Genomic DNA, 22,276 nt, shown 5'->3' on the forward strand with positions numbered 1-22,276 from the left:
ATCAGCCATGGCAAAGACGGGTAGCGCCGGCGAGGCGCTCAATCGGGTAAATACGAACTCCAGGCCGAGCGACCTGCGCATCACCGACCTGCGCGTCGCCGAGATCGTCGGCGCACCGTTCACCTCCGCGCTGATCAAGATCTACACCAACCAGGGCATTGTCGGCCTGGGCGAAGTGCGCGACGGCGCCAGCGCGACCTATGCGCTGATGCTGAAGAGCCGGTTGCTGGGCGAGAACCCTTGCGACGTCGACCGGCTGTTCCGGCGCATCAAGCAATTTGGTGGCCATGGACGGCAAGGTGGCGGCGTCTCGGCAGTCGAGATCGCGCTTTGGGACCTCGCCGGCAAGGCGTACGGCGTGCCGATCTACCAGATGCTGGGCGGGCGGTTTCGCGACAAGGTGCGTGTCTATTGCGACACCGACGCGGACAAGCCCAGCGGCACGGAGACCGGAAAGCGGCTCAAGGCGCGGATGGATCTCGGTTTCACCTTCCTCAAGATGGACCTCGGGCTGGCGCAGATCTCCCATATCCCGGGCGCAGTGGTGGCGCCGGCCGGCGTGCTCGACGGTTTCCGCAGCCATGCCGCTCGCGGCCCGGCACGCACGCTGGACGAGCGCCGGGCGCGCAACGCCGCCTATGATGCGCAGAACGTGCCGCATCCCTTCACCGGCCTCCATTTCACCGAAAAGGGCCTCGACCTGCTCGATCGATATATCCACGAGGTCCGCGAGGTGATCGGCTACGAGGTCCCGCTCGCCATCGACCATGTCGGCCACATCTCGCTGCAGGACGGCATCCGTCTGGCCCGGCGGATCGAGAAATACGCACCGGCCTGGCTCGAGGACGTGATCCCCTGGCAGTACACCGAGCAGTATCGGCAGTTGCAGCAGGCGACCTCGGTGCCGATCTGCACGGGTGAGGACATCTACCTCAAGGAAGGCTTCGAGCCGCTGCTCAACGCCGGCATCTCGGTCATCCATCCGGATCTGCTGACCACCGGCGGCATTCTCGAGACCAAGAAGATCGGCGACGCGGCGCAGGAGCATGGCGTCGCCATGGCCATTCACATGGCGGAAAGCCCGATCGCGGCAATGGCCGCCGCGCATGTCGCGGTGGCGACGGAAAACTTCATGGCGCTCGAATATCACAGCGTCGAAGTCGACTGGTGGGACGATATCGTCACCGGCCTGCCCAAGCCGCTGGTCAAGGACGGCTTCATCACCGTGCCCGACAAGCCTGGTCTGGGCATCGACGACATCGTCGACGAAGTGATCAGCCAGCACCTGCACCCCGGCGTCACCGGCATCTGGCAACCGACCGATCACTGGGACGACGAATATTCCTGGGACCGCACCTGGAGCTGACTCTACACTTCTCTCCTCGGAGGGAGAGGTGAACAGAAGGATGGACCATGATCTACGAAGTTCGCATTTACGACTGCGTGCCGGGCCAACTCCCGGCGCTGCTCAAGCGTTTCAACGACCATACCTTGGCGCTGTGGGATAGACATGGCATTCGCCAGGCCGGGTTCTTCACCACGGTGGTCGGCGAAAGCAGCAATCGACTGACCTATTTCATCGCCTGGGAATCCCTTGCCGAGCGCGAAGTGAAATGGAAGGCCTTCACCACCGATCCGGCATGGCTCGAGGCCCGCGACGAGTCCGAGCGCGATGGCCCGATCCTGGCCAATATTTCCAGCCAGTTTCTCGCGCCAACCGCCTTCTCGTCGGTGAAATAGAGGACATCATGAAGATCACCGATCTCAGGTGCGCCGTCATCGGCAAGCATCCCATCGTGCGCATCGTCACCGACGAAGGCCTCCATGGCCTCGGCGAGGTTGAGTACACCAAGTCTTATCTCAAGCCCTGGGTGCTGCATTTCCGCGACGCGCTGATCGGCGAGGACCCGACCGATGTCGAACGCGTGATGTTGAAAATCCGCCAGCGCGGCTCGTTCAAGCCCTACGGCGCCGCCGTCAGCGCTATCGAGCATGCTCTGTGGGACATCGCCGGCAAGGCGGCAGGCGTTCCGGTCTACAAGCTGCTCGGCGGCAAGGTGCGCGACAAGGTGCGGGTCTATAACGGTTCCATCCGCAAGAAGCGCACCGGCGACAGGCCGGAGGATTACGCGGCCGACGTCAAATGGATGATGGAGCGGCCGGAAAACTTCTTCATGGTCAAGCAAGGCATCAGCTTTCATTCCAACATGAAGACCAGCGTCCCCGACTTCCACTACGGCGTGCGTCAGCCGCCGACCTATCACGGCGCGATGGACCAGGGGCAGATCAGCGAGCGCGGCATGGCGCATATGATCGAATGCGTCATCGCCATGAAGGAGGTGCTCGGCGACAAGGTCTCGCTGGCGCTGGATTGCGGCCCCGGCTGGTTCCTGCCCGACGCCATCCGCTTCGCGCGGGCCGTCGAAAAATACAATCTGATGTGGCTGGAGGACATGTTGACCGGCGACTATGTGCCGTGGGTCAACCCGCAAGCCTACCGCGAACTCACCACATCGACGTCCACCCCCATCCACACGGGCGAGCAGATCTACCTGCGCCATAACTTCAAGGAACTGATCGAGACGCAGGCGGTTCGCGTCATCGGTCCGGATCCCGCCGACATCGGCGGCATCGCCGAGCTCAAATGGGTGGCCGAGCACGCCTACATGCACTCGATCATGATGGCGCCGCACGGCACGGCGAACGGGCTGCTCGGCCTCGGCGCGCTGATCAATGTCTGCGCCACGCTGCCGGCCAACTACATCGCCTTCGAATATCCCAGCGCCTCCGACCCCTGGTGGGAGGACATCGTCATCGGCCTGCCCAAGGGGCAGATCGTCAGGGACAGTATGGTGGACCTGCTCGAAGCTCCGGGACTCGGCCTCGACATCGATGCCAAAGCGGCGAAGAAATACCTGGCGGAAGAGGACGCCGGTTTCTTCGGCCGATAACGATCCGAGGCGACCTGAGCGTCAAGGGCTATCGAACGGCTCGCACACATGGGTGAGCGTCCTCGCCGTGCCGCCTATTTCGTTTCGGGCAGCATCTCGTCCATCAACTGCTTGACGGCCTCGGCGGATCTTTTCATCCCGGCTTCGTCCATGGCCCAACCGGCGAAGCGTTCCAGCAAGGTGGCGAACCTTACTAGGTCCTGCTCATCCCACTGTGCCAGCGATCCGGCGAAAATCCGCCATTTGGTCTGGCGCACCGCCGCCACGAGGCGCTCACCCTTGGCGGTGAGTTTGAGGCAGATGCGGCGGGCATCGCGTTGCGATGCGACACGGCAGGCATAGCCGCGTTCGACGAGGTCGGCCGCGATGCGGCTGGCGCGCGACGGATCGATCTCGAGGCGCTCGGCGATGACGCCAACCGTCACCTCATCCTGCTGGGTAGCGCTGAAAAACGGATTGTTCGCGATGGCGCTGATCGCATCGAGATGGCTCACTTCCAGCGAAGGGTCTACGCGCGCCAGGATCATGCGGCCGAAGTCGCGGCGCTGGATCGAGCGGCGCACCTTGCTCATTACCGCATCGATGGCGGCCACGGCCTCGGCCGCCGGTTCGGACAGGCCGCTGCCGCGCGCCAGATCGGCGAGATCCCGGTCGCCGCGCGTCTGGAACAGGGCTGGAAATCGGTCCGGACTGCCGGATGCGTTGCTGCTCATCCCATAGCGCGTTAGCAAGAATATATGCTGATGTCAATTATATGCTACGCGCACATATCTGATTGACACCTCCTGGTTGTGGGCACATAAATCGCGCCCCAAGTTACGGAGACACCGATGACTGTCGAGCAGACGCTGCCGGACGCGCGGCCCGTTGAGGCCCAAGTCAGGCCCGACCTTACGACCTTGATCGTCTATTTCGGCGCGCTGATCGCCATGTTCATGGCAACCATCGACATGCAGATCGTCGTCACCGCCTTGCCCACCATTGCCGGCGAACTCGGCAATCTGCATTTGTTCGGCTGGGTCGGTGCCGCCTACCTGCTCTCGACCGCCGCGGTCTCGCCATTCTACGGCAAGCTCGGCGACATGTATGGCCGCAAGAATGTCGTGCTGACGGCGATCGGCCTGTTCCTGCTGGGCTCGCTGGTCTGCGGCATGGCATGGTCGATGGAGAGCCTCATCGCCGCGCGCGTGCTGCAAGGCATCGGCGGCGGCGGCCTGATGGTCTCGGCCTTCGCCATGATCGGCGAACTGCTTTCGCCGCGCGACCGCGCGAAATATCAGGGCTACAGTTCGGCGGTGTTCGCGCTGTCATCAGTGCTCGGCCCGTTGGCCGGCGGCTACATCACCAGCCTGTTCGGCTGGCGCTGGGTGTTCCTGGTCAATCTGCCGATAGGCATCATCGTGCTGGCGGTGCTGGCCTTCGCCATGCGCAGCCGGTTCAACGAAAAACGGCACCGCATCGACTATCTCGGCGGCGCGCTGCTCGCCATCGGCACAACGGCGGTCGTTTATTGGGGCTATCACGTGCTCGACCCCAGCGGGCCGGACCTGCTCACCTTCGTATTGCCACTCCTCGCGCTGGTCGCCATCACCTTGTTCATCATGGTGGAGCGCCGGGCCGAAGAGCCGATCGTGCCGTTGCGGCTGTTCGGCAATTCGACGGTCAGCATCGTCTCGGGCGTGTCGCTGGTCGCCGGAACGGTGACGCTGGGCATGTTCTTCTATTTCGCCCTCTACATGCAGACGCTGACGGGTCTCAGCCCGGCCGAAGTCGGCTTCCTGTTCCTGCCGGCGTCGCTGACATCGATGGTCATCTCGATCGTCGCCGGGCGGGTAATTGCCGCAACCGGACGCTACAAATGGATGCCGGTGGTCGCCATGGGTATTGGCGGGTTTCTGATGCTGGGCTTTGTCCTCACCAACCAGCACACGCCGATCTGGGTGCTGGCAACGATGATGGCTGTGTTCGGCATCAGCATGGGCCTGCAGTTCCAGGTGCTGATCGTGGCGATCCAGGCGGCGGCACCGCTGCAGGATATCGGCGCGGTGACGTCGCTGATCACCCAGGCGCGGACGCTCGGAGCATCGCTGGGTCTGGCGCTGAACGGCGCGGTGATGATCTGGGCGCTGAACCGGCAGACAGCCGAGCTTCCTGCAGACGCCGCCGCCCTGCTGCCGGGTGGCCTGAACGGGTTGACGCCGCACCTCGCATCGAGCCTGCCGGGCGCGATCCGCGAAGTGGTGCTCGACCATTACTCCAGTGGCTTCAACGTGATGTTCATCTGGGTGGCGGCGCTCTATTTCGTCGCCATGGGGCTGACGCTGCTGCTCGAGGACAAAGAGATCCCGAAGCGGGCCTGAGCCAAAGCTTGTGTCATGCGCTGGGTTTAGGCATTTGGCGATGATCTGAAATCACCGAGGAGGACAGCCATGATCATCGACACTCATCTGCACCTGATCGACCTGTCGGCGCTGCGCTATCCCTGGCTCAGCCGCGAGCCGGCGCTCAACCGCGATTTCCCGCACGCAGAATATGCGATCCAGGCCCGCCGCGCCGGTATCGAGGCCGCGCTGCATATGGAGGTCGACGTCGATGAAGCCGACATCCAGGCCGAGACCAGCCATGTGAAGGCGCAGTCGCTGGAGAAGGGCAGTCTGTTGCGCGGGGCGATCGCCTCCTGCCGCCCGGAGGAGGCCGGCTTCGCCGCCTATCTCGGGCGCCAGCAGGCCGATCCCTTCGTCAAGGGGTTCCGCCGCGTGCTGCATGTCATGCCGGACGAGCTTTCGGACAGCGCGCTGTTTCGCGAAAACATCAAGCGGCTTGCCGGCACCGGCCTGACCTTCGACCTCGTCGTCCTGCCGCATCAGATTCCAAGGGCGGTTGCGCTCGCCGATCTGGCGCCGGATGTGCAGTTCGTGCTCGACCATTGCGGCGTGCCCGACATCAAGGCCAGTGCGGAACATCCGTGGCGCGAGCATATGACCGAGATCGCGCGGCGTCCCAATGTCATCGGCAAGATCTCCGGTGTCGTCGCCTATGCCGATGCCGGCTCATGGACCGTCGAGACCTTGCGCCCCTATGTCGAGCACACGATCGGCTGCTTCGGCTGGGACCGCGTCGTGTGGGGCAGCGACTGGCCGGTGTGCACGCTTGGCGGTGGCCTTGCGACCTGGGTGACAGCGACGCATGCGCTGATCGCGGGAGCCAGCCCTGAGGAGAGGACGAAATTGCTGTCGGGCAATGCCAAGCGGATGTGGAAGCTGTAGCGCGGTCGGACACCGATTGCCTGCAAGCGCGCAGAACGCCATCATAGCGCTACTTCACGCCAATACCTGCCGTCAGGCCGCCATCGATCCTGTAGTCCGCGCCGGTGCAGAAACCGGCCTTCGACGAGCACAGGAAGGCGATGAGTTCCGCCACTTCCTCCGGTTCGCCGATACGGCCGAGCGGATGCGCCGCGCCGAAGCGCTTGTAGGCCTCTTCGACATCGGCATCGCTGCCGCCGTCACCGCGCGCAGCCTTCTCCAGGATCGGCGTGCGGATCGAGCCCGGGCTGACCGAATTGACGCGGATGCCTGATGCCGCGTAGTCGAGCGCCAGCGAGCGCGTCAGCGTGTGGATGGCGCCCTTGGTCGTGGCATAGGCGGCGACGTTCTGCTGGCAGGCAAAGCCCTGCACCGAGGCGACGTTGACGATGGCGCCGCCTCCGCGCTTGATCATTTCCGGAATGCCGAAATGCGCGGTCAGGTAGATCGAGCCGACATTGACCGTCATCGTTCGGTTCCAGGTTTCCCAGTCGGTGGTCGTCGCCGTGCCATAGGGATGGACGGCGGCTGAATTGACGATGACATCCAGGCCGCCGAACTTCGCGACGCCAGCCGCGACCGCGTCGCGCACCTGATCGGAAACGGCGACGTCGGTGTCGATGACCAGCGCTGCTGCTCCAGTGCTTTCCAGTTGCGCTTTCAATGACGCGTTGGCGGCGCGGTCGATGCCGCAGGCGATGATTGCGGCGCCACCGGCCGCAAGGCGTGTGGCGGTTGCCAGGCCGATTCCGGTCGTCCCGGTCACCAGGGCGACCTTGCCGTCGAAATCCGTCATTTCTAAAAACTCCTCCATTTTCTATCGACTCCCATCGGGGTCCAACAATAAGTTGCCAACCTCTCGCAGAAGGAAAGCCGAAAATGGAACAATGCTGGCGCTGGTATGGGCCCGATGATCCGGTGACGCTCGATCATGTCAAGCAGGCGGGCGCCACCGGCGTGGTCTCGGCGCTCCACCATATCTATGACGGCCGGGCGTGGCCTGAGGCCGAAGTGCTGGAGCGCAAGCGCATTATCCAGGAAGCAGGACTGACCTGGTCGGTCGTCGAGAGCATTCCGGTCCACAATTCCTTCAAGATCGGCGCGCAGGAACGCGAGCGCTATGCCGGCTATTACCGCGATTCGATCCGCGCGCTGGCCAAGGCCGGCATCGCCACGATCTGCTACAATTTCATGCCGGTGGTGGACTGGACCCGCACCGATCTAGCCTACCGTCTGCCGACGACAGGCTACGCCCTGCGTTTTGATGCCGTTGATTTCGCCGCCTACGATCTGTTCGTGCTGAAGCGCAAGAACGGAGCTGTCAGCTACACGCCGGCGCGTATTGCGCAGGCGGAAGCGCGGCTGAAGGAATTGTCGCCTGAGAGGATGGACCAGATCGAGCGCAACCTGATCGCCGGCCTGCCGGCGACAGAGCGCAAATATGACCGCGATAGTTTTCGCGAGGCGCTGGCGGACTACGATGGGATCGGGCCGAAGGAGTTGCGCGACAACCTCGCCTGGTTCCTGCGGGAGATCATTCCGGTGGCCGAAGAGGAGGGGGTGCGCATGTGCATTCACCCCGACGATCCGCCGTTCTCGCTCTACGGCCTGCCGCGCGTCGTTTCGACCGCCGAGGATGCGCGTTTCATTCTCAATGCCGTCGACAGCCAGGCCAATGGGCTGACGTTCTGCACCGGGTCCTACGGCACGCGCGCCGACAACGACATCGTCGCCATGGTCAAGGAATTCGCCGACCGCATCCACTTCGCCCATCTGCGCAACATCACCATCGAGGATGACGGCTCGTTCTACGAGGCCGAGCATCTCGAAGGCGGCACCGACATGGCGCATGTCATCCTGGCGCTGATGCAGGAGGAGGCGCGCCGCCGCAAGGAGGGCCGCGCCGACTGGCAAATCCCGATGCGGCCGGACCATGGCCACCTGCTCGCCGACGATATCGGCAAGACAAGGATCAATCCCGGCTACTCGCTGATCGGCCGCCTGAAGGGCTTGGCCGAATTGCGCGGCATCATGCGGGCCGTGGAAACGTTTGGGCTGGCTTGAAGGGGCAACGAACTGCGTCCAATGCCGACGCCGGCTCAGCGTGCGTCGCTGTAGATAATGCGGCCGGCGCGGACGCAAGACACCTCCGATTGCCAGGTTGACAGAAAGCTGACAATGTATCATATCCGGAAAAGCTGACTATGTATCATATTATCTAGCGCTAGGAGAAAGACCGGCAAAGCCGGCGCCCCAGGGAGGCATCGTGGGAGAGGCTATCAGCCAGTGGAGCAATTGGTCGGGCTATGTCACGGCCACGCCGCACGCTTTTGCCGAACCGCAGAGTCTCGATGAGCTGAGTGGTGCCATTCGCAACTCGCCGGGACCAGTTCGATTTGTCGGCACGGGCCATTCCTTTACGCCGCTGGTCAAGAATGACGGCACCATCCTGTCGCTCGACCGCTTCGAGGGCCTGAGGTCGCACGATCCCGAAAAACTGACGGCGCGGGTCGGCGCCGGCACCAAGATCGGCGCGCTGGCAAAGCTGTTGCACGGCGTCGGCCAGGCGCTGCCGAACATGGGCGACATCGACAAGCAGGCGTTCGGCGGGGCGCTGGGCACCGCCACCCACGGCTCGGGCATCACGCTCGGCGCTTACCATACCCAGCTCGAGGCGATGCAGATCGTCGACGGGCGTGGCGCCGTGAAAGAGTTCGACCGTGCCAAGAGCCCCGACATGATCGAAGCCATGGGCGCTTCGCTCGGCGCTTTCGGCGCCGTCACCGAAGTGACGATCCGCAACGTGGCGAGTTACCGGATGCGGCACCGCCGCTGGACGGCGCCGATTGCCGATGTGCTTGCGCAATTCGAAAGCACCATGACGGCGCATCGTTCGGCCGAGTTCTACTATGTGCCGTTTTCCGGCCAGGCGCTGCTGATTGCCAGCGACATCACCGAGGCGCCGGCGACGGTGCGTCCGCCGACGGAAGACGACGATGCGGTGACGACGCTGAGAAAACTGCGCGACTATCTCAGCTGGCTCCCTTGGCTGCGCCGCCGTCTCATCGGCTCGGCCTTCGCCAAGGTGCCGGCCGAGGATTATGTCGAGGAGTGGCTGAAGGTCTTCACCTCCGAGCGCAACGTCAAGTTCAACGAGATGGAATACCACCTGCCGTTCGAGGAAGGGGCGCCCGCACTCAGCGAAATCATTGCGCTGCTCGAGACGCGGTTTCCAGAGGTCTATTTTCCGATGGAGGTGCGCGTCGTCGCGCCCGACAATGTCTGGCTCAGCCCCTTCTACAAGCGCCCAACCTGTTCCATCGCCATCCATCACGGCGTCGAGCGCGATCCGATGGCGTTCTTCAACGCCGCCGAGCCGATCTTCAGGAAGCGCGGCGGCCGCCCGCATTGGGGCAAGATGCACAGCCTGACATCAAGGGAATTGAGCGCGCTCTATCCGCGCTGGAACGATGCGATGGCGGTCCGCCGCGAGATGGACCCGGACAACCGCTTCGTGTCGCCCTATATTGCCAGGCTGCTCGGCGTCGCGGCATGAGCCTGACCGACACCTATTTCGCGGAAATGTCGGGCGCGCTCAGGGCAGCCGGGATCTTTCAGCCTTGCCTGGTGCTCGATCTCGACCGGCTCGATCACAACATCGCTGCGATCAAGGCGAAGTTCGCCACGGGCCTCGATCTGCGCCTCGTCGACAAGTCGCTGCCATGCCTGCCGCTGATCGACCATATCCGCGCGGCGTTTGCGACCGACAGGCTGATGACCTTTCATCTGCCGATCAGCGCCGAGATGCTGAAAGTGTTTCCCCAAGTCGATCTCCTGTTGGGCAAGCCGATGCCGGTTGCCGGCGCCAGGCACGCGCTGACGAAGGGCGTTCTCGCCGGGCTCGGCGAAGCTACGTCGCGCATCGTCTGGCTGATCGATACCGAGGAGCGGCTGGCCGCCTATGGCTCGCTTGCCGCCGAGCTCGACCGCGAGCTGCGCGTCTGCTTCGAGGTCGATGTCGGCCTTCATCGCGGCGGTATCAGCGACCCCGACTCACTGGCCCGGGCAGTTTCCGCGTTGGCGAATTACCCGCGGCTGAAATGCGAAGGCGTCATGGCCTACGAGGCGCATATCGGCCATATCCCCAAACTGCTGGGAGGACCGGCCAAGGCGCGCGTCAAGGCGATCAGCCTGTTTCGCCAGTATGTCGCTTGCCTTGCCGCCGACCAGCGCAAGATCCTCAATCTTGGCGGCAGCAGCACCGCATTGCTCTATGACAGCTGGGTCGGCGCCAATGAATTGTCCATCGGATCGGCTTTTATGCTGCCGACCGATTTCGATGTGCCGAGCCTCAGCCAATTGCGGCCTGCCGCCTTCATCGCGACGCCGATCCTGAAGGTGGTCGATGTCCAGGTGCCGGGCCTCGACCAGCGCTCCTGGCTGGTGCAGAAGCTCGGGCTGTTGCCGCGGCGCGGCTGTTTTCTCTATGGCGGAAAATGGATGGCGAAGCCCGTCCATCCCGTGAGGATGAAGACCGACAAGACGTTCGGCTTTTCGACCAATCAGCAATTCATGGCGCTGCCCGACAACGTCAATGTCGGGCCTGACGACTACGCCTTCCTGCGTCCGACGCAGAGCGAATTCGTGCTACAGCAGTTCGGTTCGATCCAGGTCTATTCCGGCGGGAAATTCGTCGAGCAATGGGCCGCACTGCCGTTTTCGTAGAGCAATTCCAGGAAAAGTGTGAAGCGGTTTTCCCACAGGAATTGCGTCAAACCAAGAGACCGAAGTGGAGGAGGATAGGATGGTCGCCAAGGCAGTCAAAACTCAGCCCGTGCAGCCTAAATGGGCAGCCGAACTCGACCTCGCGCTCACCGATCTCGACGCCAGGAAGGACGACTGGGCGCAGACCTCGAATGGCGAGCGGATCGCCTTGCTGCGGCAGGTCAAGGATCACATCCGCGAGGTCGCCGGGGCGTGGGTCAAAACCGCGACGCGCAAGAAGGGCATCCCGACCGGCTCGCCGCTGGAAGGTGAGGAATGGCTGGCTGGCCCGGCGGCGCTGATGGATGGCTGCAACCAGTTCATCCACACGCTGAGCCTTATGGAGGGCAAGAAGTTCCTTGACAGTCTGCCGGTTCGCACCTTGCCCAACGGACAGGTGGCTGTGACGGTGGTTCCGAATTCGCTCTGGGACAAGGTGTTGTTCACCGGGCTGAAGGCCGAGATCTGGATGCAGCCCGGCGTGACCAAGGCGAACCTCGCCGCAAACACCGCATCGGCCTATGACGCGCCGCGCACCAGCCGCAAGGGCAAGATCGGCCTCGTGCTCGGCGCCGGCAATGTCGCCTCGATCGCGCCGCTCGACTGCCTGCACAAGCTTTTGGTCGAGCACCAGGTGGTTCTGCTCAAGATGAACCCGGTCAACGACTATCTGATCGATTTCCTGCGGCCGGCGCTGCGGCCGCTGATCGAATTCGGAGCGCTGCGCATCGTGCGCGGTGGCGCCGATGTCGGCGCGTATCTGTGCAACCACGATCTCGTCGACGACATCCACATCACCGGTGCCGCCGCCTCGCATGATGCGATCGTCTGGGGGCCTGGCGAGGAGGGCCGCAAGAACAAGGCGGCGGGCACGCCGCGCAACAGCCGGCGTATCACCTCGGAGCTTGGCGGCGTGGCACCCACCATCGTGGTGCCCGGTCCGTGGTCGGATGCCGATATCGCCTACCACGCCGAACTGATCGCTACCCAAAAGCTCAACAATTCCGGTTTCAACTGCATCGCCTGCCAAATGCTCGTGTTGCCCGAAGGCTGGGGCAAATCCGATGCGCTTCTGGCGGCCCTCGAAAAGGTGATGCAGAAAGCCCCGTCGCGCCCGGCCTATTATCCCGGCGCGACCGAGCGCCTCGCCGCCTTCGAGGCGCATGCCGACAGCGTACAGAAATTCGAGCGGCCCGGCGGGCCGGCCTGCGTGGTGGTGCCGTTCCGGCCGGGCACGGATACCTATCTCGAAAATGCCGAGGTGTTCGCGCCGGCGCTCAGCGTCATGCGGCTGCCGGCGGGCAATGCGGAATCCTATCTGCGCGCCGCTGTCGCCTACGCCAATGAAAAGCTGCACGGCACGCTTGCCGCCAACATCCTCATCCATCCCAGGACGATCGCCGAGATCGGCCGGCAGCGCTTCGAGGAAATCATTGCCGAACTGCGCTATGGCGGCATCGGCATCAATTCCTGGAGCGGCGTTCTGTTCGCGCTGCTGCGCCCGACCTGGGGTGCTTTCCCTGGCCACACGCTCGACGATGTGCAGAGCGGCATCGGCGTCGTCCACAACACCTATTTGTTCGACAGACCGGAGCGCAGCGTGCTCGAAGCGCCGTTCCGCATCATGCCGAAGCCGGCCTGGTTCCTGACCCACAAAAGGGCACACATGGTCGGCCGCCTGATCACCGAGTTCAACTACCAGCCGAGCCTCCTGAAGCTGCCGCGCATCATCTGGAACGCGCTGCGCGGCTAGCAACGAGCATCCGATCTCGAAAACAAAAGCCGGCACAGGAGCTACGACAATGGCTGACGCGGACGCAATCATCGTTGGCGGCGGGCTGGCCGGCCTGGCCGCAGCCGCGGAACTCGGCGATGCCGGCAAGCGCGTGATCATCGTCGAGCAAGAGGGTGGCGGTTTTCTCGGCGGCCAGGCATTCTGGTCGCTCGGCGGCCTGTTTTTGGTCAACACGCCCGAGCAGCGCCGCCTGCGCATCAAGGACAGCCGCGACCTCGCCTGGCAGGATTGGCTGGGTTCTGCCCAGTTCGACCGGCCCGAGGACCATTGGCCAAGGAAAGTGGCGGAAGCCTATGTCGATTTCGCCGCCGGCGAGATGCGGCCGTGGCTCTACGCCATGGGCATGCGCTGGTGGCCGGTGGTCGGCTGGGCCGAGCGCGGCGGCGCGCTGGCCAATGGCCACGGCAATTCAGTGCCGCGCTTCCACCTGACATGGGGCACTGGGCCGGGCGTGGTCGCGCCGTTCGAAAGGCGCGTGCGCGAGCACGTCGCCAAAGGGCTGATCACTTTGAAATTCCGTCATCAGGTCAGCCGGCTGATCAAGACCAACGGCGCGGTCACCGGCGTCGCGGGCGAAATCCTGGAGGCATCCGATGTCGAGCGCGGCAAGCAGTCGAGCCGCACGGCCGTCGGCGATTTCGACCTTTCGGCCGGTGTCGTGATCGTCACCTCCGGCGGCATCGGCGGCAATCATGAGTTGGTTCGCAAGGTCTGGCCGGTCGGGCGGCTGGGGCCAGCGCCGAAGCGTATGGTTGCCGGCGTGCCGCACCATGTGGACGGCCGCATGGTGGCGATCACCCAGGACGCCGGCGGGGGCGTCATCAACGCCGACCGCATGTGGCACTATGTCGAGGGGATCAAGAACTGGAATCCGATCTGGCCGAACCACGGCATCCGCATCCTGTCGGCGCCGTCGCCGCTATGGTTCGATGCTCTGGGACAACGCATGGAGGCGCCGTTCTTCCCGAGCTTCGATTCGCTCGGCACCTTGAAGCGTATCCTGTCGACGGGACACGATTATTCCTGGTTCGTGCTGAGCAAGACGATCGCTTCGAAGGAGTTCGTGCTGTCGGGTTCGGAGCAAAACCTAGACTTTACGGCCAAGGATTGGCGGGCCGTGCTGAAGAACCGGCGCGGCGGCAAGGCGCCACCATCGGTGGCAGCGTTCCTGGAAAAGGGCGAGGACTTCGTCGTCCGCGACAACCTGGCCGACCTGGTCGCCGGCATGAACGCGCTGTCAGGCGACAATCTGCTCGACTACGACGGGCTCAAGGCCCAGATCGTGGCGCGCGATCGCGAGGTCGACCATGCCTATACCAAGGATGCGCAGGTCACAGCCATCCGCGGCGCCCGCAACTACATCGGCGACAAGATCTTCCGGGTGACCAAGCCGCACAAGACACTCGATCCCAGGCACGGGCCGCTGATCGCGGTGCGCCTCAACATCCTGACGCGCAAAACGCTTGGCGGCCTGCACACCAATCTCAATTCGCAGGTTCTCGACGGCAATGGCGAACCCATTGCCGGGCTCTATGCGGCAGGCGAGGTGGCCGGCGGCGGTGGCGGCGGCTATCACGGCTACAATGCGCTGGAAGGGACATTTCTCGGCAGCTGCATCTTCTCCGGCAGGAACGCAGGCCGGCACGCCGCGGGCAGGTGACGCGGCTGGCGGGCCAAGAAAAGGTCGATAAGAACAGGACATCCGCCATGTCCCATGGATAGCGACTGCTTTCGATCGGATGTCAAAGGCATCAAAACGGCGTGATGTTTGCAAGCAACCACTGCTAGTTAAAATATGTTCCGGTTGCATTTACTTGCCGATCCTTCTCTTGCCATGCGTCGAGAATTTTGACGCCGCTGCTTGCCGCAACCCAGGCGGTCAGCCAGTTGCGGCTTGCCGGCGCCGACGGTTCCCATGCGCTGGTGCTCGGCGCTGCGGCACATCAGAGGCCTGCGTTACGCTGGCGCCACCGCGAAATTGAGCTCGAGGTCCTGAAGGCCTGGCCGCAAGGTCGGCCGGGCTACCACTCGGCGAAGGAGCCGTCCTTGTGACGCCAGACCGGGTTGCGCCAACGGTGGCCTTCCTTGGCCCTTTCCTTGACGTAGTCCTCGTCGATCTCGACGCCGAGGCCGGGACCATCGGGGATTGCGACATAGCCATCCTCGTAGCGAAAGACGTCCTTGTTGGCGGCATAATCGAGCAAATCGTTTGCGGCGTTGTAGTGGATGCCGAGGCTCTGTTCCTGGATGAAGCAGTTGTAGCTGACGGCATCGAGCTGCAGGCAGGCGGCAAGCGCGATCGGCCCGAGCGGGCAGTGTGGCGCCACCGCAATGTCATAGGCCTCGGCCATCGCCGCGATCTTGCGGCATTCGGTGATGCCGCCGGCATGCGACAGGTCCGGCTGGATGATATCGACGGCGCCTTGCTCGAACACCGACTTGAAATCCCAGCGGCTGTAGAGCCTCTCGCCGAGTGCGATCGGCGTCGAGCCGAGGGCGGCGATCTCCTTCAGCGCCTCGCGATTTTCGCTCAGCACCGGCTCCTCGATGAACATCAGCCGGTAGGGTTCCAACTCCTTGACCAGCATGCGCGCCATCGGCCGGTGGACGCGACCGTGGAAATCGACGGCGATGCCAATGTTGGACCCAACGGCCTCGCGCACCATGGCGACTCGTTCGACAGCCGCATCTATTCTGTCATGGCTGTCGACGATCTGCAGTTCCTCGGTGCCATTCATCTTCAGCGCCTGAAAACCGCGCGCCACCACTTCCCTGGCGCCATCAGCCACTTCCGCCGGTCGGTCGCCGCCGATCCAGGAATAGACCTTGATGCTGTCGCGCAGCTTGCCGCCGAGCAGTTCGTGCACAGGCACGCCGAGCGCCTTGCCCTTGATGTCCCACAGCGCCTGGTCGATGCCGGCAATGGCGCTCATCAGGATCGGCCCGCCGCGGTAGAAGCCGCCGCGATGCATCACCGTCCAATGGTCCTCAATGAGGCGCGGGTCCTTGCCGATCAGATAATCGCCAAGTTCCTTGACCGCTGCCTCGACCGTCAGCGCACGGCCTTCGACGACAGGCTCGCCCCAGCCGGTGACGCCGGCATCGGTCTCGATCTTCAGGAACAGCCAGCGCGGCGGGACGATGTAGGTGGTGAGCGAGATGATTTTCATGCTGGTCTCAGTTGTTCTTGAGTTTCTTGGCGCTGACCAGGTCGCGCGCCGCAAGGTCGAGGATCCGGCCTGCCGCCGCACGCGCCGCCGCGGCATCGCGCATGCGCAGTGCCTCCACCACCTCACGGTGCGCCGCCACTGCTTCCATGCGCCGGGCGAGCGAAATGGTCGCCGTTGCTTCAAGCGAGAATTTCAGCCCGGTGTCGATCAGATTGCCGATCTGGCGGAAGATCGGGTTGTGGCTCGCGGCATAGACGATCTGGTGGAAGGTGATGTCCGAGCGCGAGAAGGCGGCGAGATCCTCGCCGGCATTGGCCATGCCGCGCCAGGCGGCTTCGAGATCGGCGATCTCCTGCAGCGTCGCACGAGTCGCCGCCAGTTCAGCTACCAGAGGTTCGATGGCGCGGCGCGTTTCGAGGATGGCGTCGAACAATTTGTCGTCCAGCGCATGCGGCGCATGCCAGGCCAGCACCTGCGGGTCGATGATGTTCCAGTTGTCCTGTTCACATACAACCGTGCCGATGCGCGGCCGCGACAGCACCAGCCCCTTGGCGGCCAGCACCTTCAGCGCCTCGCGGATGACGGTGCGGCTGACGCCATATTCGACGCCGAGTTCGTTTTCGGTCGGCAGAGACGAGCCGGCGGGATAGCGTCCGGAAAAGATGTCTGAGGCAAGCGCCTTGGTCACATCGGGCATGACGCGCGGGCGGCGGGTGTCGCCTGATGCCTTCTTCGAAGTGTCGGTCACCTCAGCCCTCCTCCAAGGCGGCGAAACCACTGATCTCGCGTCTCCGGCCTTACCGGATGCGGATGATTTGCGCCAGCGATCCCTGGTCAGAGCATGTAGCTCAATTATCATACCAGATCAATTGACGAGTATGATAAAAAGAATTAGAGACTCTGCATCCGGGCTGAGCGCCCGGCCATCGCTGGGAGGTAATCATGCGACTTCTGAAGACCGCGCTCGTCGCGGGCGCCCTTGCCGTGCTGTCCGTCACGACCATCGCTGCATATGCTCAGGACACCAAGATAGGTTTTATCGTCAAACAGCCCGAGGAGCCGTGGTTCCAGGACGAATGGAAGTTCGCCGACCAGGCCGCCAAGGAGAAGGGTTTTACCCTGGTCAAGATCGGCGCCGAGGACGGTGAGAAGCTGATGTCGGCGATCGACAATCTCGGCGCGCAGGGCGCGCAAGGCTTCATCGTCTGCACGCCTGATGTTAAGCTCGGCCCCGGCATCGTCGCCAAGGCCGCCGCCAACAATCTCAAGCTGATGACGGTTGATGACCGTCTGGTCGGCGCAGACGGGAAGGCGCTGGAAGACGTGCCGCATATGGGCATTTCGGCGACCAAGATCGGCGAGGCCGTCGGCCAGGCGATCGTCGACGAAATGAAGGCGCGCGGCTGGAAGGCCGACGAGGTCGGCGCCATCCGCGTCTCCTATGATCAGTTGCCGACCGCCGTCGACCGGGTCGAAGGCGCCATTTCGGTGCTGAAGGCCAACGGCTTCAAGGCCGAAAACATCTTTGACGCGCCGCAGGCCAAGACCGATACCGAGGCTGCGCTCAATGCGGCGACGGTGGTACTCAACGCCCATGCCGACATCAAGAAGTGGGTCTCCTTCGGCCTCAACGACGAAGCCGTTCTCGGCGCCGTGCGCGCTTCCGAAAGCGTCGGCATCCCGGCCGAAAACGTGATCGGCGTCGGCATTGGCGGCGCGGATTCGGCGATCAACGAGTTCAAGAAGCCGACCGCCACCGGCTTCGTCGGCACGGTGATCATCTCGCCGAAGCGTCACGGCTACGAGACTGCGCTCAACATGTATGACTGGGTCGCCAACAACAAGGAACCCGAGAAGCTCATCCTGACCGCCGGTGCGCTGGCCAAGCGCGACGACTACCAGACGGTCCGCAAGGGTCTCGGCATCGAATAATCCTCCCTGTACAAACAGGCGGCGGCTCACAGTCGCCGCCTGTTTGGCATGGCAAAAGGATAGGCGCCCCATGTCCTTTCTCGACTTCTCGGAAATCACCAAGACCTATCCGGGCGTCAAGGCGCTGTCGGACGTCTCGTTCGGCGTCGACAAGGGCGCCGTGCACGGCCTGATGGGCGAGAACGGCGCCGGCAAATCCACGCTGATCAAGATCCTGTCCGGCGACCAGCATGCCGATGACGGCGAGATCCTCATCGACGGCAAGATGCAAGCCTATGCAACGACGCGAGATGCCTTCGACAATGGCGTCATCGTCATCCACCAGGAACTGCAGCTGGTTCCCGAGCTCACTGTTGCCGAAAACCTCAGCCTCGGCCGCTTCCCCGCCAACGCCGGCATCATCGCCCGTGCCAGGATGCTGGACGATGTTGGCGCCAAGCTGAAATCAGCCGGCATCGACATCGATATCAGCCGCAAGGTCAAGACGCTGTCGATCGGCGAGCGCCAGATGGTCGAGATCGCCAAGGCGATCATGCTCGACGCGCGCGTCATCGCTCTGGACGAGCCGACCTCGTCATTGTCGTCGCGCGAAAGCGAAATCCTGTTTGCCCTGATCGACCGCCTGCGCGGCGAGGGCAAGGTCATCATCTATGTCTCGCACCGGCTGGACGAAGTGTTCCGCCTCTGCGACAGCCTGACCGTGCTGCGCGACGGCATGCTCGCGGCGCACCATGCGTCGCTGAAAAACGTCACACGCGACCAGGTCGTCGCCGAAATGGTCGGCCGCGAAATCTCCGATATCTGGGGGTTTCGCCCACGCCCGGCCGGCGATGTCCGGCTGAAGGTCGACGCTGTTTGCGGAGTAAAACTGACGACGCCCGCCAGCTTCGAGGCGAGGGCGGGCGAGATCGTCGGCTTCTTCGGCCTGATCGGCGCGGGGCGCTCGGAACTGATGCGGCTGGTGTTCGGCGCCGACCCGCGCTCAGGTGGCACCATTACCGTTGATGGCAAGGTCGTGCATGCCACCGATCCGCATGACGCGATCCGCGCCGGGATCGTTTTGTGCTCGGAAGACCGCAAGCATGACGGCATCATCCAGGGCCGCTCGATCGAGGAGAACATCAACATCTCGTCGCGGCGTCATCACACACGCTTCGGAATCCTGAACCGCGCCAGCGAGATCGCCACCGCCGAGACCTTCATTAAGAAGCTCAAGGTGCGCACGCCGTCGCGCAAGCAGGACATCATCAACCTCTCCGGCGGCAACCAGCAGAAGGTCATTCTCGGCCGCTGGCTGTCGGAGCAGGGCGTGCGCGTGCTTATCGTCGACGAGCCGACACGCGGTATCGATGTCGGCGCCAAAGCGGAAATCTACGAACTGCTCTACCAGCTTGCCGAAGACGGCATGGCGATCGTCGTCGTCTCGTCCGAACTGCCGGAAGTGATGGGCATTTGCGACCGCATCCTGGTGATGTGCGGCGGGCGCATCAGCGCCGAACTCGCGCGCGACCAGTTCGCCGAAAAAGCGGTCCTGGCCGCCGCTCTTCCCGATCAGAAAACCCCCGACGCGATCGCATCCTGAGGATCTTTGCCATGACCGATCAGTTGAAGAAGATCCTGCTCGGCGAACAGGGCCTCGTCGTGATCTTCATCGTCGCCTTCGCGCTGGTGTCGCTGCTGGTGCCGAATTTTCTGACCGACCGCAACATGCTCGGCCTGCTGCAATCGGTGGTCACCGTCGGCATCGTCGCCTGCACGATGATGTTCTGCCTCGCCGCGCGCGACTTCGACCTCTCGGTCGGTTCGATCGTTGCTTTCGCCGGCATGGTCGCGGTGATGGCGTCGAACTATACCGGATCGATCATCCTCGGGCTTCTTGCGGCAATCGCCTGCGGCGCCTTCGTCGGCTTCATCAACGGCGTCGTCATCGCCAAGTTCCGCATCAACGCGCTGATCACGACGCTTGCTACCATGCAGATCGTGCGCGGCCTTGCGCTGATCGCATCCGATGGCCGCGCCGTCGGCATCAACAGCCCGGATTTCTACCAACTGGCGCTGTCGAAGCTGTTCGGCATTCCGACGCCGGTCTGGGTCCTGGCCGTGCTGTTCTGCATCTTCGGTTTTGTCCTCAATCGTACCGTGTTCGGCAAGAACACGCTGGCCATCGGCGGTAACCCGGAGGCTTCGCGCCTGGCCGGCGTCAATGTCGACTGGACGCGCATCTGGATCTTTGCGCTGCAAGGCGTGGTTTGCGGCATCGCCGGCATCCTTTTGGCCTCGCGCATCACGTCGGGCCAGCCCAATGCGGCGGTCGGGCTTGAACTCTCGGTCATCTCGGCCTGCGTGCTCGGCGGCGTCTCGCTTGCCGGCGGCCGCGCCACCATGTCGGGCGTCATCGTCGGCGTGCTGATCATGGGCATCGCCGAAAACGCCATGAACCTGCTCAACATCCCGGCGTTCTACCAATACATTGTGCGCGGCGTGATCCTGCTGCTTGCCGTTTTGCTCGACAATCTGCGTTCGTCGGCACTGGGCCGGCGCTGATCCGTCTTCCAGTGGAGTGACAGCCATGGCTGAGCGCCTGTCCGGCAAACGCATCTTCCTCACCGGCGCCGCGCAAGGCATCGGGCTTGCCATCGCCGAGGCCTGCCTGGCCGAAGGGGCAAAACTGTTCCTGGTCGATCGCGACGGCGCGCTGCTGGACAAAACGGTCGCCGGCCTTGCCGCACCGCAGGGCCATGTCGGACATACCGCAGCCGACATCAGCGACGGGGCCGCGATTGCCGCTGCCGTCAGCCGGGCGACCGACGCGATCGGGCCGATCAACGCGCTGATCAACAATGCCGGGATGAATGTGTTCTCGACGCCGCTCGAGGCGACCGAGGAGGAGTGGAATCGCAATTTCGATGTCAACGTCAAAGGCGCCTGGAACTGCGCCAAGGCGGTGCTGCCGGCAATGATCGCAAATGGCGGTGGCGCGATCCTCAACATCGCCTCGACGCACAGCTTCACCATCATCCCTCATACCTTCCCCTATCCCGTGGCCAAGCACGCGCTGCTTGGGCTGACCAAGTCGCTGGCGCTGGAATATGCCGGGCAGGGCGTGCGCGTGAACGCGCTGGCGCCCGGTTATGTCGAGACGCAGAAGGCGACCGACTATTGGAACAGTTTTGCCGATCCGGTTGCGGCGCGCGCCAAGACGCTGGCGCTGCATCCCGGCGGCCGCATCGCCTCGGCGCGCGAGATCGCGCTGGCCGCTGTGTTCATGATTTCCGAGGAGTGCCCGTTCATGAACGCCGCGACCCTCGTCGTCGATGGCGGGCTCAGCCAGCTACAGCATCCCGCCTGAATGCTAGAGAGGCTCTATTTCTACGGCATCGACCGCCGGCCTAATGGAGCAAGCAGTCGCGATCAGAAACGCTCGCGATAGGCGCGCGGATTGGTGCCCAGCACGCGCAGAAAGCCGCGCCGCATGGTTTCTTCCGAGCCGAAACCGCAGCGGCGGGCCGTCTGGTTGACGGGCTGGCCACGCTCCAGCATCCGCCGCGCCGCCTCGATCCGGATCTCCTCGATCGCGCGGGCAGGTGTCCGGCCGGTGGCCTCGCGATAGCGCCGCGAGAAGCTGCGCGGGCTCATATTGGCGTGGTCGGCCAACTGCGTGAGCGACAGGTCACCGGCCAGATTTTCGAGGATCCAGCCATGCAGCCGGTCGAAGCGCCCGTCGCCTTGCTGCAGATTGAGGGTCTGGCTGAATTGCGCCTGGCCACCGGGACGTTTCAGGAAGACCACCAACTCGCGCGCCACGCCGAGCGCCGTGTGCCGGCCAAGGTCGGCCTCGACGAGGGAGAGGGCGAGATCGATCCCCGCCGTTACGCCGGCGGATGTCCAGACATTGCCGTCGCGGATGAAGATCGGATCGGGTTCGAGCCGGACCGCGGGAAAGCGCCGGGCGAACTCCGCGCAGCGTCCCCAATGGGTCACCGCGCGGCGGCCGTCGAGCAGGCCAGCCGTCGCCAGCAGCATGGCGCCGCTGCAGACGGAAGCGGTTCGGGTGGCATCGCGCGAGCGACCGGCGATCCACTGGACCAGCACGGGATCGTCGCAGGCCGCGTTGACGCCCCATCCTCCGGGGACAAGCAGCGTGTCGATCTTACCTCCGTGGGTTGGCAGCACTGCTGCCTCCAGCACGAGACCGGCCGATGTCCGGATGCGCGGTGAGGCGGCGACGACCACGACCTCGTAAGGAGCCGGTTCGCCGGCCTGCCTTTTGAAATCATTGGCGCTGGCAAAGACCTGCAGCGGTCCGCTGACGTCGAGGAGCTGGATGTCGGGATAGGCAAGTACTTCGATACGGCGCAT

General features: G+C 63.7%; 19 protein-coding genes. 14 read left to right on the forward strand and 5 right to left on the reverse strand.

The features are described from left to right. Positions 1-7: 7 nt before the first annotated feature. The 3 genes from NKI10_RS02380 to NKI10_RS02390 are packed head-to-tail and all read left to right on the forward strand — an operon-like array spanning position 8 to position 2,951. A complete protein-coding gene (locus tag NKI10_RS02380; RefSeq protein ID WP_352858373.1) occupies positions 8-1,366 on the forward strand; it encodes a mandelate racemase/muconate lactonizing enzyme family protein in 1,359 nt (452 codons plus the stop codon). A 47-nt stretch (positions 1,367-1,413) separates the two neighbouring features. Then, positions 1,414-1,740, forward strand: a complete 327-nt coding sequence (locus NKI10_RS02385) for an NIPSNAP family protein (protein ID WP_352858376.1) — start codon at positions 1,414-1,416, stop codon at positions 1,738-1,740. Positions 1,741-1,748: 8 nt separating this feature from the next. Further along, positions 1,749-2,951: a mandelate racemase/muconate lactonizing enzyme family protein gene (locus NKI10_RS02390; protein WP_352858378.1), complete on the forward strand. Its 1,203-nt coding sequence runs from the start codon at positions 1,749-1,751 to the stop codon at positions 2,949-2,951. A gap of 74 nt (positions 2,952-3,025) precedes the next feature. On the opposite strand, the gene NKI10_RS02395 is transcribed toward NKI10_RS02390, so the two are convergent. Beyond that, the gene (locus tag NKI10_RS02395; RefSeq protein WP_352858381.1) at positions 3,026-3,664 is read right to left on the reverse strand and encodes a MarR family winged helix-turn-helix transcriptional regulator; all 639 of its coding nucleotides are present in this window, start codon (positions 3,662-3,664) and stop codon (positions 3,026-3,028) included. Positions 3,665-3,781: 117 nt separating this feature from the next. Between NKI10_RS02395 and NKI10_RS02400 the strand changes: the two genes are divergently transcribed. Together NKI10_RS02400 and NKI10_RS02405 are read left to right on the forward strand one after the other, a co-directional pair. Then, a complete protein-coding gene (locus NKI10_RS02400; RefSeq protein WP_352858384.1) occupies positions 3,782-5,311 on the forward strand; it encodes an MDR family MFS transporter in 1,530 nt (509 codons plus the stop codon). A gap of 69 nt (positions 5,312-5,380) precedes the next feature. Beyond that, entirely contained in the window at positions 5,381-6,217 is an 837-nt protein-coding gene (locus NKI10_RS02405; RefSeq protein ID WP_352858386.1) for an amidohydrolase family protein, read from the forward strand. Between the two features lie 49 nt (positions 6,218-6,266). On the opposite strand, the gene NKI10_RS02410 is transcribed toward NKI10_RS02405, so the two are convergent. Then, entirely contained in the window at positions 6,267-7,052 is a 786-nt protein-coding gene (locus tag NKI10_RS02410) for an SDR family NAD(P)-dependent oxidoreductase (protein WP_023752127.1), read from the reverse strand. An 83-nt stretch (positions 7,053-7,135) separates the two neighbouring features. Here NKI10_RS02410 and uxuA point away from each other — a divergent pair, with 83 nt between their 5' ends. The 5 genes from uxuA to NKI10_RS02435 all read left to right on the forward strand — a co-directional run bounded on the left by uxuA (position 7,136) and on the right by NKI10_RS02435 (position 14,475). Further along, the gene (uxuA, locus tag NKI10_RS02415) at positions 7,136-8,320 is read left to right on the forward strand and encodes a mannonate dehydratase (RefSeq protein ID WP_023752126.1); all 1,185 of its coding nucleotides are present in this window, start codon (positions 7,136-7,138) and stop codon (positions 8,318-8,320) included. Positions 8,321-8,522: 202 nt separating this feature from the next. Next, positions 8,523-9,812, forward strand: a complete 1,290-nt coding sequence (locus NKI10_RS02420; protein WP_352858389.1) for a D-arabinono-1,4-lactone oxidase — start codon at positions 8,523-8,525, stop codon at positions 9,810-9,812. Then, positions 9,809-10,981, forward strand: a complete 1,173-nt coding sequence (locus tag NKI10_RS02425; protein WP_352858392.1) for an alanine racemase — start codon at positions 9,809-9,811, stop codon at positions 10,979-10,981. Before NKI10_RS02420 ends, NKI10_RS02425 begins: the two co-directional genes overlap by 4 nt. Positions 10,982-11,060: 79 nt before the next feature. Continuing rightward, the gene (locus tag NKI10_RS02430) at positions 11,061-12,773 is read left to right on the forward strand and encodes an aldehyde dehydrogenase family protein (protein ID WP_352858395.1); all 1,713 of its coding nucleotides are present in this window, start codon (positions 11,061-11,063) and stop codon (positions 12,771-12,773) included. A gap of 49 nt (positions 12,774-12,822) precedes the next feature. Then, positions 12,823-14,475 carry an FAD-binding dehydrogenase gene (locus NKI10_RS02435; protein ID WP_352858398.1) on the forward strand — a complete coding sequence of 551 codons (1,653 nt, stop codon included), beginning with the start codon at positions 12,823-12,825 and terminating at the stop codon, positions 14,473-14,475. Positions 14,476-14,836: 361 nt separating this feature from the next. On the opposite strand, the gene dgoD is transcribed toward NKI10_RS02435, so the two are convergent. Beyond that, a complete protein-coding gene (dgoD, locus tag NKI10_RS02440; protein WP_023714596.1) occupies positions 14,837-15,985 on the reverse strand; it encodes a galactonate dehydratase in 1,149 nt (382 codons plus the stop codon). Between the two features lie 7 nt (positions 15,986-15,992). Continuing rightward, positions 15,993-16,733 carry a FadR/GntR family transcriptional regulator gene (locus NKI10_RS02445; RefSeq protein ID WP_023687899.1) on the reverse strand — a complete coding sequence of 247 codons (741 nt, stop codon included), beginning with the start codon at positions 16,731-16,733 and terminating at the stop codon, positions 15,993-15,995. 194 nt (positions 16,734-16,927) lie between these two features. Between NKI10_RS02445 and NKI10_RS02450 the strand changes: the two genes are divergently transcribed. From NKI10_RS02450 to NKI10_RS02465, 4 genes are all read left to right on the forward strand, one after another. Then, positions 16,928-17,917, forward strand: coding sequence for an arabinose ABC transporter substrate-binding protein (locus NKI10_RS02450; RefSeq protein WP_023668118.1), 990 nt, complete (start codon positions 16,928-16,930; stop codon positions 17,915-17,917). A gap of 70 nt (positions 17,918-17,987) precedes the next feature. Further along, positions 17,988-19,499: an L-arabinose ABC transporter ATP-binding protein AraG gene (gene araG / locus NKI10_RS02455; RefSeq protein WP_352858401.1), complete on the forward strand. Its 1,512-nt coding sequence runs from the start codon at positions 17,988-17,990 to the stop codon at positions 19,497-19,499. A gap of 11 nt (positions 19,500-19,510) precedes the next feature. Continuing rightward, positions 19,511-20,461, forward strand: coding sequence for an L-arabinose ABC transporter permease AraH (araH, locus tag NKI10_RS02460; protein ID WP_023815856.1), 951 nt, complete (start codon positions 19,511-19,513; stop codon positions 20,459-20,461). A 25-nt stretch (positions 20,462-20,486) separates the two neighbouring features. Continuing rightward, positions 20,487-21,266, forward strand: a complete 780-nt coding sequence (locus NKI10_RS02465) for an SDR family oxidoreductase (RefSeq protein ID WP_023739508.1) — start codon at positions 20,487-20,489, stop codon at positions 21,264-21,266. A gap of 62 nt (positions 21,267-21,328) precedes the next feature. On the opposite strand, the gene NKI10_RS02470 is transcribed toward NKI10_RS02465, so the two are convergent. After that, a complete protein-coding gene (locus NKI10_RS02470; protein ID WP_352858405.1) occupies positions 21,329-22,276 on the reverse strand; it encodes a GlxA family transcriptional regulator in 948 nt (315 codons plus the stop codon).

Source organism: Mesorhizobium sp. M0802 (assembly GCF_040320115.1).
In the GTDB taxonomy this organism is placed as follows: Bacteria; Pseudomonadota; Alphaproteobacteria; order Rhizobiales; family Rhizobiaceae; genus Mesorhizobium.

What these genes read in the sequence shown, in the direction of transcription:
- NKI10_RS02380 (WP_352858373.1), top strand. Translation starts at nt 8, where the DNA reads ATGGCAAAGACGGGTAGCGCCGGCGAGGCGCTCAATCGGGTAAATACG.
- NKI10_RS02385 (WP_352858376.1), top strand. Translation starts at nt 1,414, where the DNA reads ATGATCTACGAAGTTCGCATTTACGACTGCGTGCCGGGCCAACTCCCG.
- NKI10_RS02390 (WP_352858378.1), top strand. Translation starts at nt 1,749, where the DNA reads ATGAAGATCACCGATCTCAGGTGCGCCGTCATCGGCAAGCATCCCATC.
- NKI10_RS02395 (WP_352858381.1), bottom strand. Translation starts at nt 3,664, where the DNA reads ATGAGCAGCAACGCATCCGGCAGTCCGGACCGATTTCCAGCCCTGTTC.
- NKI10_RS02400 (WP_352858384.1), top strand. Translation starts at nt 3,782, where the DNA reads ATGACTGTCGAGCAGACGCTGCCGGACGCGCGGCCCGTTGAGGCCCAA.
- NKI10_RS02405 (WP_352858386.1), top strand. Translation starts at nt 5,381, where the DNA reads ATGATCATCGACACTCATCTGCACCTGATCGACCTGTCGGCGCTGCGC.
- NKI10_RS02410 (WP_023752127.1), bottom strand. Translation starts at nt 7,052, where the DNA reads ATGACGGATTTCGACGGCAAGGTCGCCCTGGTGACCGGGACGACCGGA.
- uxuA (WP_023752126.1), top strand. Translation starts at nt 7,136, where the DNA reads ATGGAACAATGCTGGCGCTGGTATGGGCCCGATGATCCGGTGACGCTC.
- NKI10_RS02425 (WP_352858392.1), top strand. Translation starts at nt 9,809, where the DNA reads ATGAGCCTGACCGACACCTATTTCGCGGAAATGTCGGGCGCGCTCAGG.
- NKI10_RS02430 (WP_352858395.1), top strand. Translation starts at nt 11,061, where the DNA reads ATGGTCGCCAAGGCAGTCAAAACTCAGCCCGTGCAGCCTAAATGGGCA.
- NKI10_RS02435 (WP_352858398.1), top strand. Translation starts at nt 12,823, where the DNA reads ATGGCTGACGCGGACGCAATCATCGTTGGCGGCGGGCTGGCCGGCCTG.
- dgoD (WP_023714596.1), bottom strand. Translation starts at nt 15,985, where the DNA reads ATGAAAATCATCTCGCTCACCACCTACATCGTCCCGCCGCGCTGGCTG.
- NKI10_RS02450 (WP_023668118.1), top strand. Translation starts at nt 16,928, where the DNA reads ATGCGACTTCTGAAGACCGCGCTCGTCGCGGGCGCCCTTGCCGTGCTG.
- araG (WP_352858401.1), top strand. Translation starts at nt 17,988, where the DNA reads ATGTCCTTTCTCGACTTCTCGGAAATCACCAAGACCTATCCGGGCGTC.
- araH (WP_023815856.1), top strand. Translation starts at nt 19,511, where the DNA reads ATGACCGATCAGTTGAAGAAGATCCTGCTCGGCGAACAGGGCCTCGTC.
- NKI10_RS02465 (WP_023739508.1), top strand. Translation starts at nt 20,487, where the DNA reads ATGGCTGAGCGCCTGTCCGGCAAACGCATCTTCCTCACCGGCGCCGCG.
- NKI10_RS02470 (WP_352858405.1), bottom strand. Translation starts at nt 22,276, where the DNA reads ATGCGCCGTATCGAAGTACTTGCCTATCCCGACATCCAGCTCCTCGAC.